17 protein-coding genes, 1 tRNA gene and 1 pseudogene are annotated in these 21873 nt (G+C 68.9%); 4 read left to right on the top strand and 15 right to left on the bottom strand.

The window, feature by feature from the left end; all coding sequences use genetic code 11:
• Positions 1–149: 149 nt before the first annotated feature.
• Together AB0G74_RS14230 and AB0G74_RS14225 are read left to right on the top strand one after the other, a co-directional pair.
• Positions 150–347, top strand: a pseudogene (locus tag AB0G74_RS14230) (hypothetical protein); the annotation flags it as partial.
• A gap of 112 nt (positions 348–459) precedes the next feature.
• The gene (locus AB0G74_RS14225; RefSeq protein WP_361145023.1) at positions 460–741 is read left to right on the top strand and encodes a hypothetical protein; all 282 of its coding nucleotides are present in this window, start codon (positions 460–462) and stop codon (positions 739–741) included.
• 149 nt (positions 742–890) lie between these two features.
• Here the strand turns inward: AB0G74_RS14225 and AB0G74_RS14220 are convergent, their stop codons facing one another.
• From AB0G74_RS14220 to AB0G74_RS14175, 10 genes are all read right to left on the bottom strand, one after another.
• Positions 891–4808 (bottom strand): DNA-directed RNA polymerase subunit beta', encoded by a 3918-nt coding sequence (locus tag AB0G74_RS14220; RefSeq protein ID WP_361145020.1) that lies wholly within the window; start codon positions 4806–4808, stop codon positions 891–893.
• A 97-nt stretch (positions 4809–4905) separates the two neighbouring features.
• The gene (gene rpoB / locus AB0G74_RS14215; RefSeq protein ID WP_361145017.1) at positions 4906–8388 is read right to left on the bottom strand and encodes a DNA-directed RNA polymerase subunit beta; all 3483 of its coding nucleotides are present in this window, start codon (positions 8386–8388) and stop codon (positions 4906–4908) included.
• Positions 8389–9045: 657 nt separating this feature from the next.
• The gene (rplL, locus tag AB0G74_RS14210; protein WP_361145014.1) at positions 9046–9435 is read right to left on the bottom strand and encodes a 50S ribosomal protein L7/L12; all 390 of its coding nucleotides are present in this window, start codon (positions 9433–9435) and stop codon (positions 9046–9048) included.
• A 108-nt stretch (positions 9436–9543) separates the two neighbouring features.
• Complete coding sequence (gene rplJ / locus AB0G74_RS14205) at positions 9544–10074, bottom strand: 50S ribosomal protein L10 (protein WP_361145011.1); 531 nt, start codon at positions 10072–10074, stop codon at positions 9544–9546.
• Positions 10075–10397: 323 nt separating this feature from the next.
• The gene (locus tag AB0G74_RS14200) at positions 10398–11348 is read right to left on the bottom strand and encodes a hypothetical protein (RefSeq protein ID WP_361145009.1); all 951 of its coding nucleotides are present in this window, start codon (positions 11346–11348) and stop codon (positions 10398–10400) included.
• A 163-nt stretch (positions 11349–11511) separates the two neighbouring features.
• Complete coding sequence (gene rplA, locus AB0G74_RS14195) at positions 11512–12234, bottom strand: 50S ribosomal protein L1 (RefSeq protein WP_361145006.1); 723 nt, start codon at positions 12232–12234, stop codon at positions 11512–11514.
• Positions 12235–12402: 168 nt separating this feature from the next.
• Positions 12403–12837 (bottom strand): 50S ribosomal protein L11, encoded by a 435-nt coding sequence (gene rplK / locus AB0G74_RS14190; protein WP_109295530.1) that lies wholly within the window; start codon positions 12835–12837, stop codon positions 12403–12405.
• Between the two features lie 158 nt (positions 12838–12995).
• Positions 12996–13907, bottom strand: a complete 912-nt coding sequence (nusG, locus tag AB0G74_RS14185) for a transcription termination/antitermination protein NusG (protein ID WP_361145002.1) — start codon at positions 13905–13907, stop codon at positions 12996–12998.
• Between the two features lie 93 nt (positions 13908–14000).
• Positions 14001–14282 (bottom strand): preprotein translocase subunit SecE, encoded by a 282-nt coding sequence (gene secE, locus AB0G74_RS14180; protein WP_361145000.1) that lies wholly within the window; start codon positions 14280–14282, stop codon positions 14001–14003.
• A 111-nt stretch (positions 14283–14393) separates the two neighbouring features.
• Positions 14394–14466 (bottom strand) — tRNA-Trp (locus AB0G74_RS14175).
• Positions 14467–14811: 345 nt separating this feature from the next.
• Between AB0G74_RS14175 and AB0G74_RS14170 the strand changes: the two genes are divergently transcribed.
• Together AB0G74_RS14170 and AB0G74_RS14165 are read left to right on the top strand one after the other, a co-directional pair.
• The gene (locus tag AB0G74_RS14170) at positions 14812–16038 is read left to right on the top strand and encodes a pyridoxal phosphate-dependent aminotransferase (protein WP_361144998.1); all 1227 of its coding nucleotides are present in this window, start codon (positions 14812–14814) and stop codon (positions 16036–16038) included.
• A 129-nt stretch (positions 16039–16167) separates the two neighbouring features.
• The gene (locus AB0G74_RS14165; protein WP_361144995.1) at positions 16168–17193 is read left to right on the top strand and encodes an adenosine deaminase; all 1026 of its coding nucleotides are present in this window, start codon (positions 16168–16170) and stop codon (positions 17191–17193) included.
• 157 nt (positions 17194–17350) lie between these two features.
• Here the strand turns inward: AB0G74_RS14165 and AB0G74_RS14160 are convergent, their stop codons facing one another.
• The 5 genes from AB0G74_RS14160 to AB0G74_RS14140 all read right to left on the bottom strand — a co-directional run bounded on the left by AB0G74_RS14160 (position 17351) and on the right by AB0G74_RS14140 (position 21846).
• Positions 17351–18406: a UDP-N-acetylmuramate dehydrogenase gene (locus AB0G74_RS14160; protein ID WP_361144992.1), complete on the bottom strand. Its 1056-nt coding sequence runs from the start codon at positions 18404–18406 to the stop codon at positions 17351–17353.
• Between the two features lie 111 nt (positions 18407–18517).
• Positions 18518–20014 (bottom strand): DHA2 family efflux MFS transporter permease subunit, encoded by a 1497-nt coding sequence (locus AB0G74_RS14155; RefSeq protein ID WP_361144989.1) that lies wholly within the window; start codon positions 20012–20014, stop codon positions 18518–18520.
• A 187-nt stretch (positions 20015–20201) separates the two neighbouring features.
• The gene (locus AB0G74_RS14150; protein WP_361144986.1) at positions 20202–20780 is read right to left on the bottom strand and encodes a TetR/AcrR family transcriptional regulator; all 579 of its coding nucleotides are present in this window, start codon (positions 20778–20780) and stop codon (positions 20202–20204) included.
• Between the two features lie 185 nt (positions 20781–20965).
• The gene (locus AB0G74_RS14145; protein ID WP_361144984.1) at positions 20966–21394 is read right to left on the bottom strand and encodes a MaoC family dehydratase; all 429 of its coding nucleotides are present in this window, start codon (positions 21392–21394) and stop codon (positions 20966–20968) included.
• Positions 21394–21846: a MaoC family dehydratase N-terminal domain-containing protein gene (locus AB0G74_RS14140; protein ID WP_361144981.1), complete on the bottom strand. Its 453-nt coding sequence runs from the start codon at positions 21844–21846 to the stop codon at positions 21394–21396. Before AB0G74_RS14140 ends, AB0G74_RS14145 begins: the two co-directional genes overlap by 1 nt.
• Positions 21847–21873: the final 27 nt, after the last annotated feature.

Below are 21873 nucleotides of genomic sequence, written 5' to 3'. Positions count from 1 at the left end.
GGCGACCGCCCCCTGGCTTCGCCGGGGGGACCCCCACCGCCATCGCGATTGCACGCACCGGACGCCGCGGGCCCCGCCCTTCGGGCGGACGGCGCCACTTTCGCAACACGCCCTGCCCCTCCCCCATCCGACGTACGAAGGAGGCAGTCATGTCCGAAGCAGCCCGGCGGACCGCCCGTACCGTCCTGCAGACCGCGGTCGGTATCGCCGTCGCCCTGCCCGCGATCGTCGACGCCTCGGGCCTGCCGAGCACCCTGCCCTGGGTGGCCGCCGCCCTCGCCGTATCCGGCGGGCTGGCCAGGATCATGGCGCTCGACGCCGTACAACGGCTGCTCCCGGCCTGGCTCGGCGAACCCGGCGGTACGTCCCGGGACCCCGGCCGCGACAGCGGTACGGCTCCGGAGTCCGCGCCCGCGCCCGCGCCCGGCAGAAGACCCGGCTACGGCTCCGGAGGTACCGATGGCCGACCCTGACCCCCCGTCCTGGCACGACCCCATCCCCCGGGCGGGCGTCGCCGTCGAGCTGGAACGCCTCCGCGGCACCCTGGAGGCGGGCTTCGCCCGGGTCGACGGGTCCCTGGCCCTGCTCGTCCAGCGGAGCGACCAGACCGATAAGCAACTCGCCGATATGGAGTCCCGGCTGGACTCCCTGGAGCGGGCCCGCTGGCCGCTCGCCAGCGTCGCGGCGCTCACCGCGAGCGCCGGCCTCGGCCTCGCGGTCTGGCAGCTCACGGGCCGCTGAGCCCGGGGCCGCGTACCACCGGAACACCACCGGACCACCGGACGGCAGCCGGAAAGCCCGAAGGGCGGTCACCCCGATCGGGGTGACCGCCCTTCGACTCGCTTCAGGCGCGGCGGCTCAGCCGGAACCGGCCGCTCCGCCGCGTCGACTCACTGGTTGTACGGACCGTAGTCGTAGTCCTCCAGCGGAACGGCCTGGCCGGAGCCGGTGCCGAACGGCGAGTAGTCGATGTCGTCGTAGCCGACGGCCGAGTACATCGCGGCCTTGGCCTCCTCGGTCGGCTCGACCCGGATGTTGCGGTAACGGGAGAGACCCGTACCGGCCGGGATGAGCTTACCGATGATGACGTTCTCCTTGAGACCGATCAGGGAGTCCGACTTGGCGTTGATCGCCGCGTCGGTCAGAACCCGGGTCGTCTCCTGGAAGGACGCCGCCGACAGCCACGACTCGGTGGCCAGCGACGCCTTGGTGATACCCATCAGCTGCGGACGGCCGGAGGCGGGGTGACCGCCCTCGGTGACCACACGACGGTTCTCGGTCTCGAACTTCGAGCGCTCGACCAGCTCGCCCGGCAGCAGCTCCGCGTCGCCGGACTCGATGATCGTCACCCGGCGCAGCATCTGCCGGATGATGATCTCGATGTGCTTGTCGTGGATCGACACACCCTGCGAGTTGTAGACCTTCTGGACCTCGCCGACCAGGTGGACCTGGACGGCCCGCTGGCCGAGGATCCGCAGCACGTCGTGCGGGTTGGTCGCACCGAAGGTCAGCGGCTGGCCGACCTCGACGTGATCACCCTCGTGCACCAGGACCTTGGCACGCTTCGAGATCGGGAAGGCCGTCTCGTCGCTGCCGTCGTCCGGGGTGACGACGAGCTTCTTGGTCTTCTCGGTCTCCTCGATCCGGACGCGGCCGGCCGCCTCCGAGATCGGGGCGACACCCTTGGGCGTACGGGCCTCGAAGAGCTCGACGACACGCGGCAGACCCTGGGTGATGTCGTCACCGGCCACACCACCGGTGTGGAAGGTACGCATCGTCAGCTGGGTACCGGGCTCACCGATGGACTGGGCGGCGATGATGCCGACCGCCTCACCGATGTCGACCAGCTTGCCGGTGGCCAGCGAGCGGCCGTAGCAGAAGGCACAGGTGCCGACCGCGGACTCGCAGGTCAGGACCGAGCGGGTCTTGACCTCCTCGACACCGGCCGCGACCAGCGCGTCGATCAGCACATCGCCGAGGTCGACATTGGCGGGCGCGATGACCTTGCCGTCGACGACGACGTCCTCGGCGAGCATCCGGGCGTAGACGGACGTCTCGACGTTCTCGGCCTTGCGCAGGACGCCGTCGGCGCCGCGCTCGGCGATCCCCAGCTTGAGGCCGCGCTCGGTGCCGCAGTCCTCCTCGCGGATGATCACGTCCTGCGAGACGTCCACCAGACGACGGGTCAGGTAACCCGAGTCGGCGGTACGCAGGGCGGTGTCGGCGAGACCCTTACGGGCACCGTGCGTGGAGATGAAGTACTCCAGCACCGACAGGCCCTCACGGAACGACGCCTTGATGGGACGCGGGATCGTCTCGTTCTTGGCGTTGGACACCAGACCACGCATACCGGCGATCTGACGCATCTGCATCATGTTTCCACGAGCACCCGAGTCCACCATCATGAAGATGGGGTTGGTCTTCGGGAAGTTCGCGTTCATCGCCTCGGCGACCTCGTTGGTCGCGCGGGTCCAGTTGTCGATCAGCTCGTTCGTGCGCTCCTGCTTGGTGATCAGGCCGCGCTCGTACTGCTTCTGGATCTTCTCGTCCTTGGCCTCGTACGAGGCGACGATCTCCTTCTTCGCCTCCGGGACGACGACGTCCGAGATGGCGACGGTGACGCCGGAACGCGTGGCCCAGTAGAAGCCGGCCGCCTTCAGGTTGTCGAGCGTCGCCGCCACGATCACCTTGGGGTAGCGCTCGGCGAGGTCGTTGACGATCTCGGAGAGCTGCTTCTTGCCGACGGAGTAGTCGACGAACGGGTAGTCCTCGGGCAGCAGCTCGTTGAAGAGCGCCCGGCCCAGGGTGGTGTTCAGCCGGAAGCTGTCACCCTGCTGCCAGGTGCCGCCGAGCCCGTCGGACGCGGCGCCGTCCTCGTCGGCCGGCGGGGTCCAGCCGCGCGGCGGGATGGTGCCCACCGGGAAGCGGATGTCGACCTTGGCCTGGAGGGACAGCTCACGGGCGTCGAACGCCATGATCGCCTCGGCGGTGGAGCCGAAGGACCGGCCCTCGCCGCGCACCTCGCGCTCCTCCTCGTCCGTGGTGAGGAAGAAGAGGCCGAGCACCATGTCCTGGGTGGGCATGGTGACGGGACGGCCGTCGGCCGGCTTGAGGATGTTGTTCGAGGACAGCATCAGGATGCGGGCCTCGGCCTGGGCCTCCGCCGACAGCGGCAGGTGGACGGCCATCTGGTCACCGTCGAAGTCCGCGTTGAACGCGGTGCAGACGAGCGGGTGGATCTGGATGGCCTTGCCCTCGACCAGCTGCGGCTCGAACGCCTGGATACCCAGACGGTGCAGGGTGGGGGCACGGTTCAGCAGGACCGGGTGCTCGGCGATGACCTCTTCGAGGACGTCGTACACGACGGTACGGCCGCGCTCCACCATCCGCTTGGCCGACTTGATGTTCTGCGCGTGGTTCAGGTCGACCAGGCGCTTCATCACGAACGGCTTGAACAGCTCCAGCGCCATCGCCTTCGGCAGACCGCACTGGTGCAGCTTGAGCTGCGGACCGACGACGATCACGGAACGCGCGGAGTAGTCCACACGCTTGCCGAGGAGGTTCTGACGGAACCGGCCCTGCTTGCCCTTGAGCATGTCGCTCAGGGACTTCAGCGGACGGTTGCCCGGACCGGTGACCGGACGGCCGCGGCGACCGTTGTCGAAGAGCGCGTCGACGGCCTCCTGGAGCATCCGCTTCTCGTTGTTCACGATGATCTCGGGGGCACCGAGGTCGAGCAGACGCTTCAGCCGGTTGTTCCGGTTGATCACGCGGCGGTACAGGTCGTTGAGGTCGGAGGTGGCGAAGCGGCCACCGTCCAGCTGCACCATCGGACGCAGGTCCGGCGGGATCACCGGGACGCAGTCCAGCACCATGCCCTTGGGGCTGTTGCTGGTCTGGAGGAAGGCGGAGACGACCTTGAGGCGCTTGAGCGCCCGGGTCTTCTTCTGGCCCTTGCCGGTCCGGATGATCTCGCGGAGGCGCTCGGCCTCCTCGTTCAGGTCGAAGGACTCCAGGCGCTTCTGCAGCGCGGCGGCGCCCATCGAACCGTCGAAGTAGGTGCCGAAGCGGTCGCGCAGCTCGCGGTAGAGCAGCTCGTCGCCCTCCAGGTCCTGGACCTTGAGGTTCTTGAAGCGGTTCCACACCTCGTCGAGGCGGTCGACCTCGCGCTGGGCGCGGTCGCGCAGCTGCTTCATCTCACGCTCGGCGCCTTCGCGCACCTTGCGGCGTACGTCGGCCTTGGCGCCCTCGGCCTCCAGCTCGGCCAGGTCGCCTTCCAGCTTCTTGGCCCGGGCCTCGACGTCGGCGTCGCGGCGGTTCTCGACCTGCTGGCGCTCGACGGAGACATGGGCCTCCAGCGAGGGCAGGTCGCGGGTCCGGCGCTCCTCGTCCACGTACGTGATCATGTACGCGGCGAAGTAGATGACCTTCTCCAGGTCCTTCGGCGCGAGGTCGAGCAGGTAGCCCAGGCGCGAGGGGACGCCCTTGAAGTACCAGATGTGGGTGACGGGGGCGGCCAGCTCGATGTGGCCCATCCGCTCACGGCGCACCTTGGCGCGGGTCACCTCGACGCCGCAGCGCTCACAGATGATGCCCTTGAAGCGGACGCGCTTGTACTTGCCGCAGTAGCACTCCCAGTCCCGGGTCGGACCGAAGATCTTCTCGCAGAAGAGTCCGTCCTTTTCGGGCTTGAGCGTGCGGTAGTTGATCGTCTCGGGCTTCTTGACCTCTCCGTGCGACCACTGACGGATGTCGTCAGCGGTGGCCAGGCCGATCCGAAGCTCGTCGAAGAAGTTGACGTCGAGCACTATGCGTCAATCCCTCTCAGGGTTGTGTATCTCAGTGGTCTGTACGGAGTCCTGGGGGCTGCGGCCGGGGCTCGTGAGGGAGCCCCGGCCGGACCCGTCAGACCTCTTCGACGCTGCTCGGCTCGCGCCGGGACAGGTCGATGCCGAGCTCTTCCGCGGCACGGAAGACGTCCTCGTCGGTGTCGCGCATCTCGATGGACATGCCGTCCGAGGACAGCACCTCCACGTTGAGGCACAGGGACTGCATCTCCTTGATGAGCACCTTGAAGGACTCGGGGATGCCGGGCTCGGGGATGTTCTCGCCCTTGACGATCGCCTCGTAGACCTTGACTCGGCCGGTGACGTCGTCGGACTTGATGGTCAGCAGCTCCTGGAGGGCGTACGCGGCGCCGTAAGCCTCCAGCGCCCACACCTCCATCTCACCGAAGCGCTGGCCACCGAACTGGGCCTTACCACCCAGCGGCTGCTGGGTGATCATCGAGTACGGACCGGTCGACCGGGCGTGCAGCTTGTCGTCGACCAGGTGGTGGAGCTTGAGGATGTACATGTACCCGACCGAGATCGGGTCCGGGAACGGCTCGCCGGAGCGGCCGTCGAACATCCGGGCCTTACCGGACGGCAGGACCATGCGGTCACCGTCGCGGTTGGGGATCGTCGACTCGAAGAGACCGGCGATCTCGTCCTCGCGGGCGCCGTCGAAGACCGGGGTGGCGACATTGGTGCCCGGGCGGACGTCGTCCGCGCCGATGGACTTCAGCCGCTCCATCCACTCCTCGTTGCCCTCGACCTTCCAGCCCTGGCTGGCGAGCCAGCCGAGGTGGATCTCGAGGACCTGTCCCGGGTTCATCCGGGACGGCACACCGAGCGGGTTGAGGATGATGTCGACCGGGGTGCCGTCCTCCAGGAACGGCATGTCCTCGATCGGCAGGATCTTGGAGATGACGCCCTTGTTGCCGTGGCGGCCGGCCAGCTTGTCACCGTCGGTGATCTTGCGCTTCTGGGCCACGTAGACCCGGACCAGCTGGTTGACGCCGGGCGGGAGCTCGTCGCCTTCCTCGCGGTCGAAGACGCGGACGCCGATGACCTTGCCGATCTCGCCGTGCGGGACCTTCAGCGACGTGTCACGGACCTCGCGGGCCTTCTCGCCGAAGATCGCGCGGAGCAGGCGCTCCTCCGGGGTCAGCTCGGTCTCGCCCTTGGGCGTGACCTTGCCGACCAGGATGTCGCCGGCGACGACCTCGGCACCGATCCGGATGATGCCGCGCTCGTCGAGGTCGGCGAGGACCTCCTCGGAGACGTTCGGGATATCCCGGGTGATCTCCTCGGGGCCCAGCTTGGTGTCACGGGCGTCGACCTCGTGCTCCTCGATGTGGATCGAGGAGAGGACGTCGTCCTGGACGAGGCGCTGCGACAGGATGATCGCGTCCTCGTAGTTGTGGCCCTCCCACGGCATGAACGCGACGAGCAGGTTCTTGCCCAGCGCCATCTCGCCGTCTTCGGTGGCCGGTCCGTCGGCGAGCACCTGGCTCTCGACGACCCGGTCGCCCTCGGCGACGATCACCTTCTGGTTGACCGAGGTGCCCTGGTTGGAGCGGGAGAACTTGGCCACCCGGTAGGTGGTGTAGGTGCCGTCGTCGTTGGCGACGGTGATGTAGTCCGCGGAGACCTCCTGGACCACACCGTCCTTCTCCGCCTTGATGACGTCACCGGCGTCGACCGCGCAGCGGTACTCCATACCGGTACCGACCAGCGGCGCCTCGGCCGTGATCAGCGGGACGGCCTGACGCATCATGTTCGCGCCCATGAGGGCACGGTTGGCGTCGTCGTGCTCCAGGAAGGGGATCATGGCGGTCGCGACCGACACCATCTGGCGCGGCGAGACGTCCATGTAGTCGACCTCGGCCGGCGGGACGTAGTCGACCTCGCCGCCGCGGCGGCGGACCAGCACCCGGGCCTCGGCGAACCGCATGTCGTCCGCGAGCGTGGCGTTGGCCTGCGCGATGACGAAGCGGTCCTCCTCGTCGGCGGTCAGGTAGTCCACCTCGTCGGTGACCTGGCCGTCGACGACCTTGCGGTACGGCGTCTCGATGAAGCCGAACGCGTTGATCCGGCCGTAGGAGGCGAGCGAGCCGATCAGACCGATGTTCGGGCCTTCGGGCGTCTCGATCGGGCACATCCGGCCGTAGTGCGACGGGTGCACGTCACGGACCTCGAAGCCGGCCCGCTCACGGGAGAGACCACCCGGGCCGAGGGCGTTCAGACGACGCTTGTGCGTCAGCCCCGACAGCGGGTTGTTCTGGTCCATGAACTGGGACAGCTGGCTGGTGCCGAAGAACTCCTTGATGGAGGCGACGACCGGCCGGATGTTGATCAGGGTCTGCGGCGTGATCGCCTCGACGTCCTGGGTGGTCATGCGCTCGCGCACGACCCGCTCCATCCGGGCCAGACCCGTACGGACCTGGTTCTGGATCAGCTCGCCGACGTTACGGATACGACGGTTGCCGAAGTGGTCGATGTCGTCGGTCTCGACGATGATCGAACGGCCGGACTCGCCGATCGTCTCGACCTCACCGGCGTGCAGCTTCACCAGGTACTTGATGGTGGCGATGACGTCGTCGGTGGTGAGGACCCCGGCGTCCAGCGGCTCGTCGGCGCCGAGCTTCTTGTTCACCTTGTAGCGGCCGACCTTCGCCAGGTCGTAGCGCTTGGGGTTGAAGTAGAGGTTCTCGAGCAGCGTCTGCGCGGCCTCACGGGTCGGCGGCTCGCCCGGACGCAGCTTGCGGTAGATGTCGAGCAGCGCGTCGTCCTGGCCCTGGGTGTGGTCCTTCTCCAGGGTGGCGCGCATGGACTCGTACTCGCCGAACTCCTGCAGGATCTGCTCGGTGGTCCAGCCGAGCGCCTTCAGCAGTACGGTAACGGACTGCTTGCGCTTGCGGTCGATACGGACACCGACCATGTCCCGCTTGTCGATCTCCATCTCCAGCCAGGCACCCCGGGACGGGATGACCTTGGCGGTGAAGATGTCCTTGTCGGACGTCTTGTCGATGCTGGAGTCGAAGTAGACGCCCGGCGAGCGGACGAGCTGGGACACGACGACACGCTCGGTGCCGTTGATCACGAACGTGCCCTTGTTCGTCATCAGCGGGAAGTCACCCATGAAGACCGTCTGCGACTTGATCTCGCCGGTCTCGTTGTTGGTGAACTCCGCCGTGACGAACAGCGGCGCCGCGTAGGTGAAGTCGCGGTCCTTGCACTCGTCGATCGAGTTCTTCGGCGGCTCGAAGCGGTGGTCGCGGAAGGTCAGCGACATCGACCCGCTGAAGTCCTCGATCGGGGAGATCTCCTCGAAGATCTCCTCCAGACCGGACTTGGTGGGGACGTCCTGTCCGCTGTCCAGAGCCGCCTCGACCCGAGCCTTCCACGCGGCATTGCCGAGCAGCCAGTCGAAGCTCTCGGTCTGGAGCGCGAGGAGGTTCGGAACCTCAAGGGGCTCTTTGATCTTTGCAAAGGAGATGCGCAGCGGGGCGGTGCTGGCGCCGTTGTTCGTATTCGCGGTCGAGGCGTTGCGCGAGGCGGCCAAGAGGGGGTCCTTCCGAGGGCTCGGACTCACTACGCGCGTACCGGTCCCAAGCCGGGCAGGGGCCGAGAAATCCCAGGTCAGGGATGGTTCGGCCCGGTGTGCTCATGCGAGGGGATGCCCCTGGTGACGGGCAGGAGGCAGTTAACAGGCAGCGCAAAGGGTCAGTGTAGCCACTTGGCACACTGATGTCCAGTGCGGGTCTCTGGGGACCCTCGCTGCCCTCGTTGTCCTCAACTCCGCATCAACCCTCACGCCCGGAAGGCGTACAGCGATACTGCCCACTCGGTCACCGATCCATGCCTCGGATCCGGATCGGTTGTCACGACGCGTCCTGAGAATTGCGCGCTGCGTGCCGTTCGTCAAGGCCCCCTGTCCCGGCCCGGTCGCCGGAACCGTCACTGACCAGGCACGGGAGCCACACACCGCCGCCTCGGAAATCTCCTCCCGGACGGCCGGGACACACGGAGATGATCACCATACTCGCCGCACGCCCCAGCGCAAGGCGGCACGGCCCGACCGTCACGGATACGCCAAAGGGCGACCACCCAATAGGGTGATCGCCCTTCGACGGTGTCCCGTTACAGAGACGAGACGAGCCTCACAGTCCGCTCACGGCGCCGAAGCGCCGTCCGCGGGGTGCCGTGAAGACCTTCGGGGTCACTTGACCTCGACAGCCGCGCCCGCGGCCTTGAGGGACTCGGCGGCCTTCTCGGCGACGTCCTTGGCGACCTTCTCGAGGACCGGCTTCGGGGTGCCGTCCACGAGGTCCTTGGCCTCCTTCAGACCCAGGGAGGTCAGCTCACGCACGACCTTGATGACCTGGATCTTCTTCTCGCCGGCACCCGTGAGGATGACGTCGAACTCGTCCTGCTCCTCGGCGGCGGCGGCGTCGCCACCGGCGGCGGCGCCACCCGCGACGACGACCGGGGCGGCCGCGGCGGCGGTGACGTCGAAGCGCTCCTCAAAAGCCTTCACGAAGGCGGAGAGCTCGATGAGGGTCATCTCGTCGAACTGCGCGAGCAGGTCGTCCTGGCTGAGCTTCGCCATGATGGCGTCCTTCCACTAATTCGGCTGGTGCCGGATGTACATGTAGGCGGGCGTACGTTCGGCCCGCTGCGACCGTCGCCGGGGGCGGCGGTCATTACGCGAGCCGAGTTACTCGGCACCGCCCTGCTCGTCGCGCTGGGCGCGAAGCGCGTCCACGGTGCGGACGAGCTTCGACGGGAGCGCCTGGAAGAGGGAGGCAGCCTGCGACTGCTTGCCCTTCATGGCACCCGCCAGCTTGGAGAGCAGAACCTCGCGGGACTCGAGGTCCGCGAGCTTCTTGATCTCATCGGCGGACAGCGGCTTGCCGTCGAGCACGCCGCCCTTGATGATCAGGTTCGGGTTGTCCTTGGCGAAGTCACGAAGACCCTTCGCCGACTCCACCGGGTCACCGGTGACGAAGGCAACCGCCGTCGGACCGTTGAACAGGTCGTCGAGCGAAGTGATCCCGGCCTCATTGGCCGCGATCTTGGTCAGCGTGTTCTTCACCACGGCGTACTGGGCGTTCTCACCGAGAGAACGGCGCAGCTGCTTGAGCTGCGCCACGGTGAGACCCCGGTACTCGGTCAGCACGGCGGCGTTCGAGCCGCGGAACTGGTCCGCCAGCTCGGCTACCGCGGCAGCCTTGTCGGGCCTAGCCATGGGCGTCGGCCTCCTTCCGGGTGATGAGGACCGCGCGGACCCGAAGGAGGAGACTGGGCAAAACGAAACGCCCCGGCGCAGGCGCACGGGGCGTGGCTCGACCGGACGGAAATCCGGGAGCTGCTCCACAATCACCTGCGCGGGCCGTCCGCAGCTAGCGGATCCTTCGGCCGCCGCGACCTCTTACGAGCACGCGGCAACAACCAGCGGTCTTTGGCTTCCAGGGAAGCGTACGCGACGGGGGCGAGCCGACGCAAATCGCCTCCCGCCCGGGGTCCGGACAGAAGGCGATCGGGTCGGTGCGCGCACCGGACGGGGAGACCTTACGGGGTCGCCCCCTCCTCCTCCATCGCGGCGCCGATCTCCTTCATCATGGCCGCGAAGTCGAAGGTCTGGTTCGCGGGCGGAGCCGTCACGGACGCCTTGGTGCCGTAGTCGGAGTAGTTGGACACCATCTTGACCGGACCCTCCTTGGTGGCCATGGAGACGTCCATCTTGACCGGGAAGCCGTCCCCGTTCACCCAGACCTGGGTGTCGTAGGAGGAGATCCCGGCCTCCTTCATGCCGTCGGTCAGCTGCTTGCGCTCGGTCTCGTCGAGCACCAGGGACTTGTTGGCCTTCAGCATCTCGGCGACCGAGATGGTGCCCTTGTAGTGCTGGGTGTCGACACCGCCCACCTTGGCGGGACCGACGTGCTTGATGCTCTTGGACTCCAGCAGTACGGCGAGCTGCTCGGCCGGGCTCTGGTCCATGCTGTCCAGGCCGCCGGTGAGCTGCTTCTGGATCGCCGGGTCGCCGGACTCCTTGGCCAGCGCGGCCAGGTCCATCTTCATCCAGCGCTTGCCGTCCATGCCCATTTCCTTGGCCGCCGCGGCGCCCATGTCCATGTACATGACGTCCTTCAGCCAGACCATACGGATCTGCTCGGGCCCGCCCGCGCCGGCACCGGCCGCGAGGGCCTCACCCTTGGCCGTGACGTCGATCATCATCGGGTCCCAGCCCATGACGCCGTCCATCGTCATCTGACCGCCGGGCTCATCGCCCATCTTCGGCATGGTCATGACCATGTTGACCTTGGCGGTCTTGGCCTCGTCGGTCTTCTTGTACGCGGCCTGGAGGACCTTCGTGACCTCGGCACCCGACTGGATCTTCGTCTGGGAGCCGTTGTCGGCGGACTTCTTCTTGTCGTCCTCGCCGCCACAGGCCGAAGCACCGGCGATCACGGCCACGGCCGTCAGCGAAAGGCCCGCACGCCTCCATATGGACTTGCTCATGTCCCCGCCCCTTTTATTTCTCTGCTGTGAACTCTTGAACGGTAACCCATACGACCGACAGCGCCGATCGGCCGTTCGTCGGTAAACGGGCCGGTCCCCGTACCTCGAAAGAGGTACGGGGACCGGCCTGTCAGCCCTGCGTGAACCCGCGACTACCGTCAGATCAGACGGAAGCCGGGTCCTCCTCGACGAGGAGGTTGCGGGTCCGGTTGGAGTCCAGCGGAATGCCGGGACCCATCGTGGTGGTCAGGGTCGCCTTCTTGATGTAGCGGCCCTTCGCGGCGGACGGCTTCAGACGGAGGATCTCCTCCAGCGCCGCCCCGTAGTTCTCCACCAGCTTGGCCTCGTCGAAAGAGACCTTGCCGATGATGAAGTGCAGGTTCGAGTGCTTGTCGACACGGAACTCGATCTTGCCGCCCTTGATGTCGGTCACAGCCTTCGCGACATCCGGGGTGACCGTACCGGTCTTCGGGTTCGGCATCAGACCACGCGGACCGAGCACCCGGCCGAGACGGCCGACCTTGCCCATGAGGTCCGGGGTGGCCACGACGGCGTCGAAGTCCAGACGGCCCTTCGCGACCTCGTCGATCAGCTCGTCGGCGCCGATGATGTCGGCGCCCGCGGCACGCGCGGCCTCGGCACGGTCACCGGTCGCGAAGACCAGGACCCGGGCGGTCTTGCCGGTGCCGTGCGGAAGGTTCACGGTGCCACGGACCATCTGGTCGGCCTTGCGGGGGTCGACGCCCAGCCGCAGGGCCACCTCGACGGTGCCGTCGAACTTCGTGGACGAGGTGTCCTTGGCGAGACGGACGGCCTCGAGGGGGGCGTACAGACGCTCCCGGTCGATCTTGGCGTCCGCAGCGCGGAGAGTCTTGCTGCGCTTCACTGCTGCTCCTGTGTGTTTCAGGGTGTGGAGTCGTGGTCCGGACCAGCGCTGGTCCTACCACTCAAAGGTCATGGGGCTCAGCCCGCGGCGTCTTCTGCTCGGGCTTCCTCACTCACTCGCTTCGCGGACGGCCTCGTTCCTCGGCCGGCCACTGCGCGAGTTCGTTCGTCAGCCCTCGACGGTGACGCCCATCGAACGAGCCGTACCCGCGATGATCTTCTCCGCGGCGTCCAGGTCGTTCGCGTTCAGGTCCGGCATCTTCGTCGTGGCGATCTCGCGGACCTGGTCGCGCGTGAGCTTGGCGACCTTGGTCTTGTGCGGCTCGCCGGAGCCCTTGTCCACACCAGCGGCCTTGAGGATCAGCTTGGCGGCAGGCGGAGTCTTGGTGACGAAGGTGAACGAACGGTCCTCGTAGACCGTGATCTCCACCGGCACGACCATGCCACGCTGCGACTCGGTCGCGGCGTTGTAGGCCTTGCAGAACTCCATGATGTTGACGCCGTGCTGACCCAGAGCCGGGCCGACCGGCGGAGCCGGGTTGGCCGCGCCGGCCTGGATCTGGAGCTTGATAAGCCCCGTGACCTTCTTCTTCTTGGGAGGCATTGCTCTCTCCGGGTCCTAGTGAGAGTTTCCAGCACTCCATCCGATCCATACCGGATGGAGGCATACCGCACAACGATAACGGGTATAGCCGTACGGTTAAAAACCGACAGGTCAGAACGGCCCCGAGGGGACGTTCTGACCTGGTCGGAAGCTCTGTGTCAGTTCTTCTGGATCTGGTCGAAGCTCAGCTCGACCGGGGTCTCGCGGCCGAAGATCTCGACGAGACCCTTGACCTTCTTCGAGTCCGCGTTGATCTCGTTGATCGTGGCCTGGAGGGTGGCGAACGGACCGTCCGTGACGGTGACCGAGTCGCCGACCTCGAAGTCCAGCACCTGGACCTCGACCTTGCGGGACGGGACCGGCTCGCCCTTGGCCTCGGCGGCCTCGCGGGCGGCCTTCTCCTCGGCCTCCGGGGCGAGCATCTTCACGATCTCGTCCAGGGTCAGCGGGTACGGGTCGTAGGCGTTGCCCACGAAGCCGGTGACGCCCGGAGTGTTCCGGACGACGCCCCAGGACTCGTTGGTGAGGTCCATCCGGACCAGGACGTAGCCGGGAAGCTTGTTCTGGCGGACGTTCTTGCGCTCGCCGTTCTTGATCTGGACGATCTCTTCCTCGGGCACTTCGGCCTGGTAGATGAACTCCTCGACGTTGAGCGAGACGGCGCGCTGCTCCAGGTTGGCCTTGACCCGCTTCTCGTACCCGGCGTACGTGTGGATCACGTACCACTCGCCGGGGAGGGTGCGCAGCTCCTCACGGAGCGCGGCGATCGGGTCGACCGCTTCCTCGGCAACCTCGACAACGGCCTCAGCGGCCTCGTCAGCCTCGGCGGCCTCGTCGTCGTCCTCGGCACCCTCGGTGGCGTCGTCGTCCTCGGCGTCGGCCGCCTCGTCCTCGACGTGCAGAGCGGCTTCCTCGGCCGGCTCACCGGCGGCGGCGTCGGCGGCCTCCGCCTCGTCCGGGTCGACGGAGTCAGCAGCCTCAACGATGTCCTGCTCGTCCTCGGCGGACTCCACGGACTCGAAGCTCGCGTCGTCCGGCTCGACGGCCTCGTTCAGGTTCGGGTCAGACACGGTGGCTGCTTCTTCCTGGATACAGATGGGTGGAACATGCGGAAAGGACGCCGCCCCGGTACGTACACCGGTGACGCCGCCCTTGTCGCGGGATCAGCCGAAGACGTACGCGACGACTTCCTGGAACCCATAGTCAATCACGGTCACCAGGCCGATCATGATGACGACGAAGATGATGACCACGGTCGTGTACGTCGTCAGCTGGCTCTTCGTAGGCCAGACGACCTTACGGAGCTCGGCGACGATCTGCCGGTAGAAAAGCGCGAGACGGCCGAAGGGGCCCTTCTTGCCGCGCTTGCCGCCCTTGCGGGACTTCTCCTTGGGAGCCTCGTCCTCGGCATCAGGCGTGTCGATGGAGCCCACGGCGTCCGTCACTTTCTTTCACCTGATTCCCGGGTCGTGGCCGTGCCGCGCCCGGTGGAGCCGCACGGCGTTGAAATAAATCTGCGTACATGCGCACACATCCTGGCGAAGGTGTGTGTGTAGCAGGGCCGGAGGGACTTGAACCCCCAACCGCTGGTTTTGGAGACCAGTGCTCTACCAATTGAGCTACGACCCTTTGTGGCTCCCCCAACCTACAGCATCCCCGGGTGATCCGGTGAAACCGTCGGGTGAGGGCCAACGACGAGTGAGTGTACGTGTTCCGGGGGCCGACGTCGAACAGACAACGCCCCAAGGGGTCTTGCTCACCCGCACGTGAGGGCCGCCCCGGCCGGTCCGGCCGCCCCCGGCGGGGCCTGCGGCGGAACGTCCGGCGCGAGGGACCGGCGCGAGGCCCGGGGAGACGTCCGGCGGAGCGTCCGGCGGGGCCCGGGGCCGGTCGGGACCGGTCGGGGCCCGCCCCGGTGTCCGGGCCTCGGAACACCTGTGCCGCGGGGGTTTGGCGTCTGGGACGATGGACGGTATGAGCGCTGCATCCTCTCCCACCGAGCGCCGGGTCTCCGCGCGCATCGGCGCGATCTCCGAGTCCGCGACCCTCGCCGTCGACGCCAAGGCCAAGGCCCTCAAGGCCGCCGGGCGTCCGGTGATCGGCTTCGGCGCGGGCGAGCCCGACTTCCCGACCCCCGACTACATCGTCGAAGCGGCCGTCGAGGCCTGCCGGACGCCGAAGTACCACCGCTACACCCCGGCCGGCGGGCTGCCCGAGCTGAAGAAGGCGATCGCCGAGAAGACGCTGCGGGACTCGGGTTACGAGGTCGATCCGGCGCAGGTCCTGGTGACCAACGGCGGGAAGCAGGCGATCTACGAGGCGTTCGCGGCGGTCCTCGACCCGGGCGACGAGGTGATCGTCCCGGCGCCGTACTGGACCACGTACCCGGAGTCCATCCGGCTCGCGGGCGGTGTCCCGGTCGAGGTCGTGGCCGACGAGACCACCGGCTACCGGGTCTCCGTCGAGCAGCTGGAGGCCGCCAGGACCGAGCGGACCAAGGTCGTCCTCTTCGTCTCCCCGTCCAACCCGACCGGTGCCGTCTACAGCCGGGAGGACACCGAGGCGATCGGCCGCTGGGCCGAGGAGCACGGCCTCTGGGTGCTCACGGACGAGATCTACGAGCACCTGGTCTACGGCGACGCGGCCTTCACGTCCCTGCCCACCGTCGTGCCCGGTCTGCGTGACCGGTGCCTGGTGGTGAACGGGGTGGCGAAGACGTACGCCATGACGGGCTGGCGCGTGGGGTGGATCGTCGGCCCCAAGGACGTGATCAAGGCCGCGACCAACCTCCAGTCGCACGCCACGTCGAACGTCTCCAACGTGGCCCAGGTCGCGGCGCTGGCCGCGGTCTCCGGCGATCTGGAGGCCGTCGCCGAGATGCGGACCGCCTTCGACCGCCGCCGCCGGACGATCGTCCGGATGCTCAACGAGATCGACGGTGTGGTCTGCCCGGAGCCCGAGGGCGCGTTCTACGTCTACCCCTCGGTGAAGGCCCTGCTCGGCAAGGAGATCCGGGGACAGCGCCCGGCGACCTCGGTCGAGCTGGCGGCGCTGATCCTCGACGAGGTCGAGGTCGCCGTCGTACCCGGTGAGGCGTTCGGCACCCCCGGCTATCTGCGGCTGTCGTACGCGCTCGGCGACGACGACCTGGCGGAGGGCGTGTCCCGGATCCAGAAGCTGCTGGCCGAGGCGCGGGACTGACCCGTCCGGCCGCCGAACGGCCCCGGGGCGCGGAACTCTCCGCGCCCCGGGGCCGTTCTTTCGTTCGGGCAAGCGCCCGATCAGGGAAAACGGCTGCCGCGCGGCCCGGCATTACGGCAGGATCCGAGAATGGAACGCGTACGTGACGTCAGCCTGCTCCCCAAGGCCCATCTGCATCTCCACTTCACGGGCTCGATGCGGCCGTCGACACTGCTCGAACTGGCCGACAAGTACGGCGTCCACCTGCCCGACGCGCTGACCGGTGGCGAGCCCCCCAAGCTGCGGGCCACCGACGAGCGCGGCTGGTTCCGGTTCCAGCGGCTGTACGACATCGCCCGCTCCTGCCTCCGGGAACCGGACGACATCCGGCGGCTGGTCCGCGAGGCGGCCGAGGAGGACGTCAGGGACGGCTCGGGCTGGCTGGAGATACAGGTCGACCCCACCTCGTACGCGCCGATGCTCGGCGGGCTGATCCCGGCGCTGGAGATCATCCTGGACGCGGTGGACTCCGCGAGCCGCGAGACCGGGCTCGGGATGCGCGTCCTGGTCGCCGCGAACCGGATGAAGCATCCGCTGGAGGCCAGGACCCTGGCCCGGCTGGCGGTACGGTACGCCGACCGCGGCATCGTCGGCTTCGGGCTCTCCAACGACGAGCGCCGGGGCATGGCCCGTGACTTCGACCGGGCCTTCGCGATCGCCCGGGACGGCGGGCTGCTGGCCGCCCCGCACGGCGGCGAGCTGACCGGGCCCGCGTCGGTCCGCGACTGCCTCGACGACCTCCGGGCCGCCCGGATCGGGCACGGGGTCCGCGCGGCGGAGGACCCGCGGCTGCTGCGGAAACTGGCCGAACGCGGGGTGACCTGCGAGGTCTGCCCCTCCTCGAATGTGGCACTGGGCGTCTACGACAAGCCGGAGGACGTCCCGTTGCGGACCCTGTTCGAGGCGGGGGTGCCGATGGCGCTGGGCGCGGACGATCCACTGCTCTTCGGCTCGCGGCTGGCGGCGCAGTACGAGCTGGCGCGGCGGCACCACGGCTTCACGGACGAGGAGCTGGCGGAGCTGGCCCGCCAGTCGATCCGCGCGTCGGCGGCCCCGGAGCCGGTCCGCGCCCGTCTGCTCTCGTCCGTCGACACCTGGCTCTCCGCCCCGGCGTAGCCCGGCCCAGGAGGAGGACGGGCCCCTTTCCAGGGCCGGTGCTGGGGAGAGCATTTAGGGGCTCGGGGAACTGCGAGAGCAGCCACCCACGATCCGCAGACCGCGAACAACACCAGGCACCCGGGCGGGACCCGGCACACCAGGGAACCGCCGGTGGCTAGAGCTGGACGCCCACCGTGACCGGCTCGTTGATCAGGGTGACGCCGAAGACGTCGTGGACCCCCGCCACGACCTCCCGGGCCAGTGCCAGCAGATCCTCCGTCGTGGCCTCGCCGCGGTTCGTCAGGGCCAGGGTGTGCTTCGTGGAGATCCGGGCCGGGCCGGAGCCGTATCCCTTGGTGAAGCCCGCCTTGTCGATCAGCCAGGCCGCCGAGGTCTTGGTACGGCCCTCGCCCGCGGGGTAGGCGGGCGGCACGGCGTCGGCGCCGAGATGGTCACGGACCCGGCCGAGGAAGGTCTCGTACGCCGTGTCGTCGAGGATCGGGTTGGTGAAGAAGGATCCCGCGGACCAGGTGTCGTGGTCGTCCGGGTCGAGGACCATGCCCTTGCCGCCGCGGAGCGCGAGCACCGTACGGCGGACGGTTTCGAGGTCGGCGCGCTCACCGGCGCCGACGCCGAGGACCCGCGCGGTCTCGGCGTACCGGACCGGCGCGGAGAGCCCGCCCGCGTCCTCCAGCCCGAACCGGACCCGCAGCACGACATAGCGGTCGGGCCGCTCCTTGAAGCGGCTGTGGCGGTAGGAGAAGTCGCACTCCCCGTTCGTCAGGGTGACGGTCTCCCCCGCGCGCCGGTCGTAGGCGACGACCTCGGTGATGGTGCTGGAGACCTCCTGGCCGTACGCGCCGACGTTCTGGACGGGCGTGGCGCCCGCCGAGCCGGGGATGCCCGCGAGGCATTCGACGCCCGCGAGCCCGGCGGCGACGGTCCGGGCGACCGCGTCGCTCCAGTTCTCGCCCGCGGCGAGTTCGAGCCGGGTGCCGTCGAGCCGGAAGCCGGTGGTGGCGATCCTCAGGGCCGTACCTTCGAAGCCCTTGTCGCCGATGACCAGGTTGCTGCCGCCGCCGATGAGGAGCAGGGGCGTGTCGGTGGCGTCTGCCTCGCGCACCGCGGCGACCACCTCGTCGTCGGTGGTCGCCGTCAGCAGGCGGGTGGCCGGGCCGCCGAGCCGGAAGGTGGTCAGGGGGGCGAGGGGGGCGTCATGGAGTTCCTGCACGCGGACAAGGGTACGAAACGGCGCCGGGTCCCCCGCGCATCCCCGGGGCCGAGCCGGAGCGGCCCGTACGGTACGGAGCCGGGTGAGGGCTCCGTACCGTACGGGCTCCGCTCAGACGCCGGCCCGCTCCGGGGTCCGGTCCACGGCCTTCGGGCCGGACGCGGGCACCGGCTCGGGGACGGCTACCGGCGCCGTACGCGCCCGGGAGTCGCGCGGGATCAGCAGGGCGGCGAGCGCCGCGACGGCCACCGCGCCCGCGCCGGTCCAGAGCGCCGGGACGACCCCGTCGGTGAAGGCGCGCGGGCCGCCGTAGCCGCCCGCGGCGGCGAAGACCGCGCCGAGTACCGCGATCCCGAGCGCGCCGCCGACCTCCCGCAGTGCCGTGTTGGCGCCGGAGGCGACGCCCTGTTCGGCGGGGCGGACGGCGGACATCACGACGCTCATGGCGGGGGCGAAGAAGAGGGCCATGCCGAATCCGCCGACGATCAGCGCCGGGAGCTGCGCCGCGTACGACATCCCGGGGTCGAGGACGAGGGCGTAGAGCGCCAGCCCGGCGGACTGGAGTACGAGCCCGGCGACGACGACGGGGCGTCCGCCGATCCGGTCCGAGAGCAGTCCGGCGAAGGGGGCGACGACCAGCGGCATCGCGGTCCACGGCAGCATCCGCAGTCCGGCCTGGGTGGGCGAGTGGCCGACGGCGTTCTGGAGGTACTGGCTGAGCAGGAAGATCGCGCCGAACATGCCGAGGAACATGAGGGTGCTCGCCGCGTTGATCGCGGCGAAGCCCCGGTCGCGGAAGAGCCGCATGGGCAGTACGGGGTGGGCGGCGACCACGCCGTGCCGGACGAACGCGGCGAGCAGGAGGACACCGACGGTCAGCGCGACCAGGACGGGGGTGCTGGTCCAGCCCTCGACATGGCCGCTGACCAGCCCGTAGACGATGCCGAACAGGCCACCTCCGGCGAGCAGTGTGCCGGGGACGTCGAGCCGGGCGGCGGGGGCGTACGACTCGGCGAGCCCCAGCCGGGCGAGGGGGATCAGCACCGCGCCGACGGGGACGTTCAGCCAGAAGATCCACTGCCAGGACAGGTGTTCGGTGAGTACGCCGCCGACGAGGGGGCCGCAGGCGACGGCGACTCCGGTGACGGCGCCGAAGATCCCGAGCGCGGCGCCCCGGCGGGCCTCGGGGACGGCGGCGGTCAGCAGGGTCAGGGTGAGCGGCATCATGATCGCCCCGCCGACGCCCTGGAGGGCCCGTGCGGCGATCAGGGCCTCTATCCCGGGGGCGACCGCGGCGGCGGCGGAGGCGACGGTGAAGACCCCGATTCCGGTGATGAACAACCGGCGACGGCCGAAGCGGTCGCCGAGCGCGGCGCCGAGCATCAGCAGTACGGCGAAGGTGAGGGTGTAGGCGCTCACGGTCCATTCGAGGTCGGCGAGGCCGCCGCCGAGATCGTCCCGGATGGCCGGGAGGGCGGTGGTGACCACCAGGTTGTCGAGGGCGGCCATGAATCCGGCGACGCTGGTGACGATCAGGGTCCAGCGCGCGGTGCGCGGGTCCTGGGGCCGCTGTCGCGCCGTCCGGTCCTTCGTCTTCGGTGCAGACATGTCTCTCTCCTCCGGAAAACTTAATTAGTTATTGATCACTAACTTTCCTGGGCATACGTCACCCAGGGCTCCGCCACGATCGGGACCACCTCAACAGGGCAGGCGGGACGGGGGCACGGCAGGCACGGATGGCCGGACGCGGGCTCTTAGGGCGCGGGCCCTTATTAATAAGGGGCAGCCCCGGGACTTACCGGCCCCCCGCTCCGCCTCCGCCGCCACTTCCGGGCGGAACCGCGAAGTACTCGCGCCACACCCGGTGGTCCCCGGGGAACCCCAGCGACACCAGGGCGTTGATCAGCATCCCGTACCCCAGGAACCGGCCCGCCTCCGCGCCGCTCCCGAGGGCGTCGCCCGTCAGCTCGGCGATGTCGAGCCAGCCGCGTCGTACGGCTTCACCGAACTCGGCATCCCCCGCCGCCTCGGCCGTCGCCACGGCCACATAGATCTGTGTCTGCATCAGCAACATGTCGCGATTGCCGTCGATGAGCCGTCGGTACGCCTCGGCCATCACGATCTCCGGATCGCCGTCGGGCGACTCGGCCAGCGCGTCCGCGAAGACCCGGGCCAGATCCGCCATACAGCGCCGGGCCACCGCGAGGAACAGCTCCCGCTTGTTCTTGAAGAGCCGGAACAGATAGGGCTGGGAGACCCCGACCCGGCGGGCGATCACCTCCGTCGAGGTGCCGTTGTACCCCCCGACGGCGAACTCGGCGGTCGCCGCCCTGATCACGCTCTCCCGCCGCTCTTCGGCGCTCATCCTCACCATGGAGAGTAAGTTAGTGACCAATTACTAACTCGTCAACCCCCGGCAGGGCGGGGCGGGGCGAACGCACGGCGGGGGCGCCCCCGCGAAGGGGCGCCCCCGAAGGCGCGGCCGGGACCCGCCCGGCATGCGTACCGTCGTACGAAAAGGCCCGTACGGACCAGGATCAGACCGGCTGACGGGCAGGATCAGACCAGCTGGACGACCGCGCGGGCCATCCCCAGCACCTTGTCCCCGGCGCTGGTCGCGGTCAGGTCCACCCGGACCCGGTTGTCCTCCAGCAGCGCCGCGACCTTGGCGCTCACCTCGACCAGCGCGCCCTGCTCGTCGTCGGGCACCACCACCGGCTTGGTGAACTTGACCGTGTAGTCGACGACGGCGCCCGGATCCCCGGCCCAGTCCGTGACCACCCGGACCGCCTCGGCCATGGTGAACATGCCGTGGGCGATCACATCCGGCAGTCCGACCTCACGGGCGAACCGCTCGTTCCAGTGGATCGGGTTGAAGTCGCCGGACGCGCCCGCGTACCGGACCAGGGTCGCCCGGTCCACCGGGAAGGACCCGGCCGGCAGTTCGGTCCCGACCTCGACGTCCGCGAAGGAGATCACCGCCGCCATCACGCCTCCTCGGCGGCGCGCGCCACCAGCTTGGTCCAGGCGGTCACGACGTGCTCACCCGACGCGTCGCTCACCTCGCCCCGGATCTCCAGTACGTCATTGCCCGCGAGCGACTTGATGCTCTCGATCGTCGAGACCACCGAGAGCCGGTCGCCCGCCCGGAGCGGCCGGGTGTAGGCGAAGCGCTGCGCGCCGTGCACCACCCGGCTGTAGTCCAGCCCGAGCTTGGGGTCCTGGACCACGACGGCGGCGGCCCGGTAGGTGATCGTGAAGGCGAAGGTCGGCGGAGCGATCACATCGGCGTGCCCCAGGGCCTTCGCGGCCTCCGGGTCGCGATAGGCGGGATGCGCGTCCCCGACCGCGTCCGCGAATTCACGGATCTTTTCCCGGCCGACCTCATAGGGCGGGGTGGGCGGATAACTCCGCCCGACGAAGGACTGGTCGAGCGCCATCGGCTGGCTCTCCCTCCTGCTCCTGTG

The sequence above is a fragment of the Streptomyces sp. NPDC020875 genome (assembly GCF_040641415.1).
Classification (GTDB): Bacteria; Actinomycetota; Actinomycetes; order Streptomycetales; family Streptomycetaceae; genus Streptomyces.
Note: the sequence above shows the minus strand (reverse complement) of the source record. Positions and strands in the feature narration are given on the sequence as shown.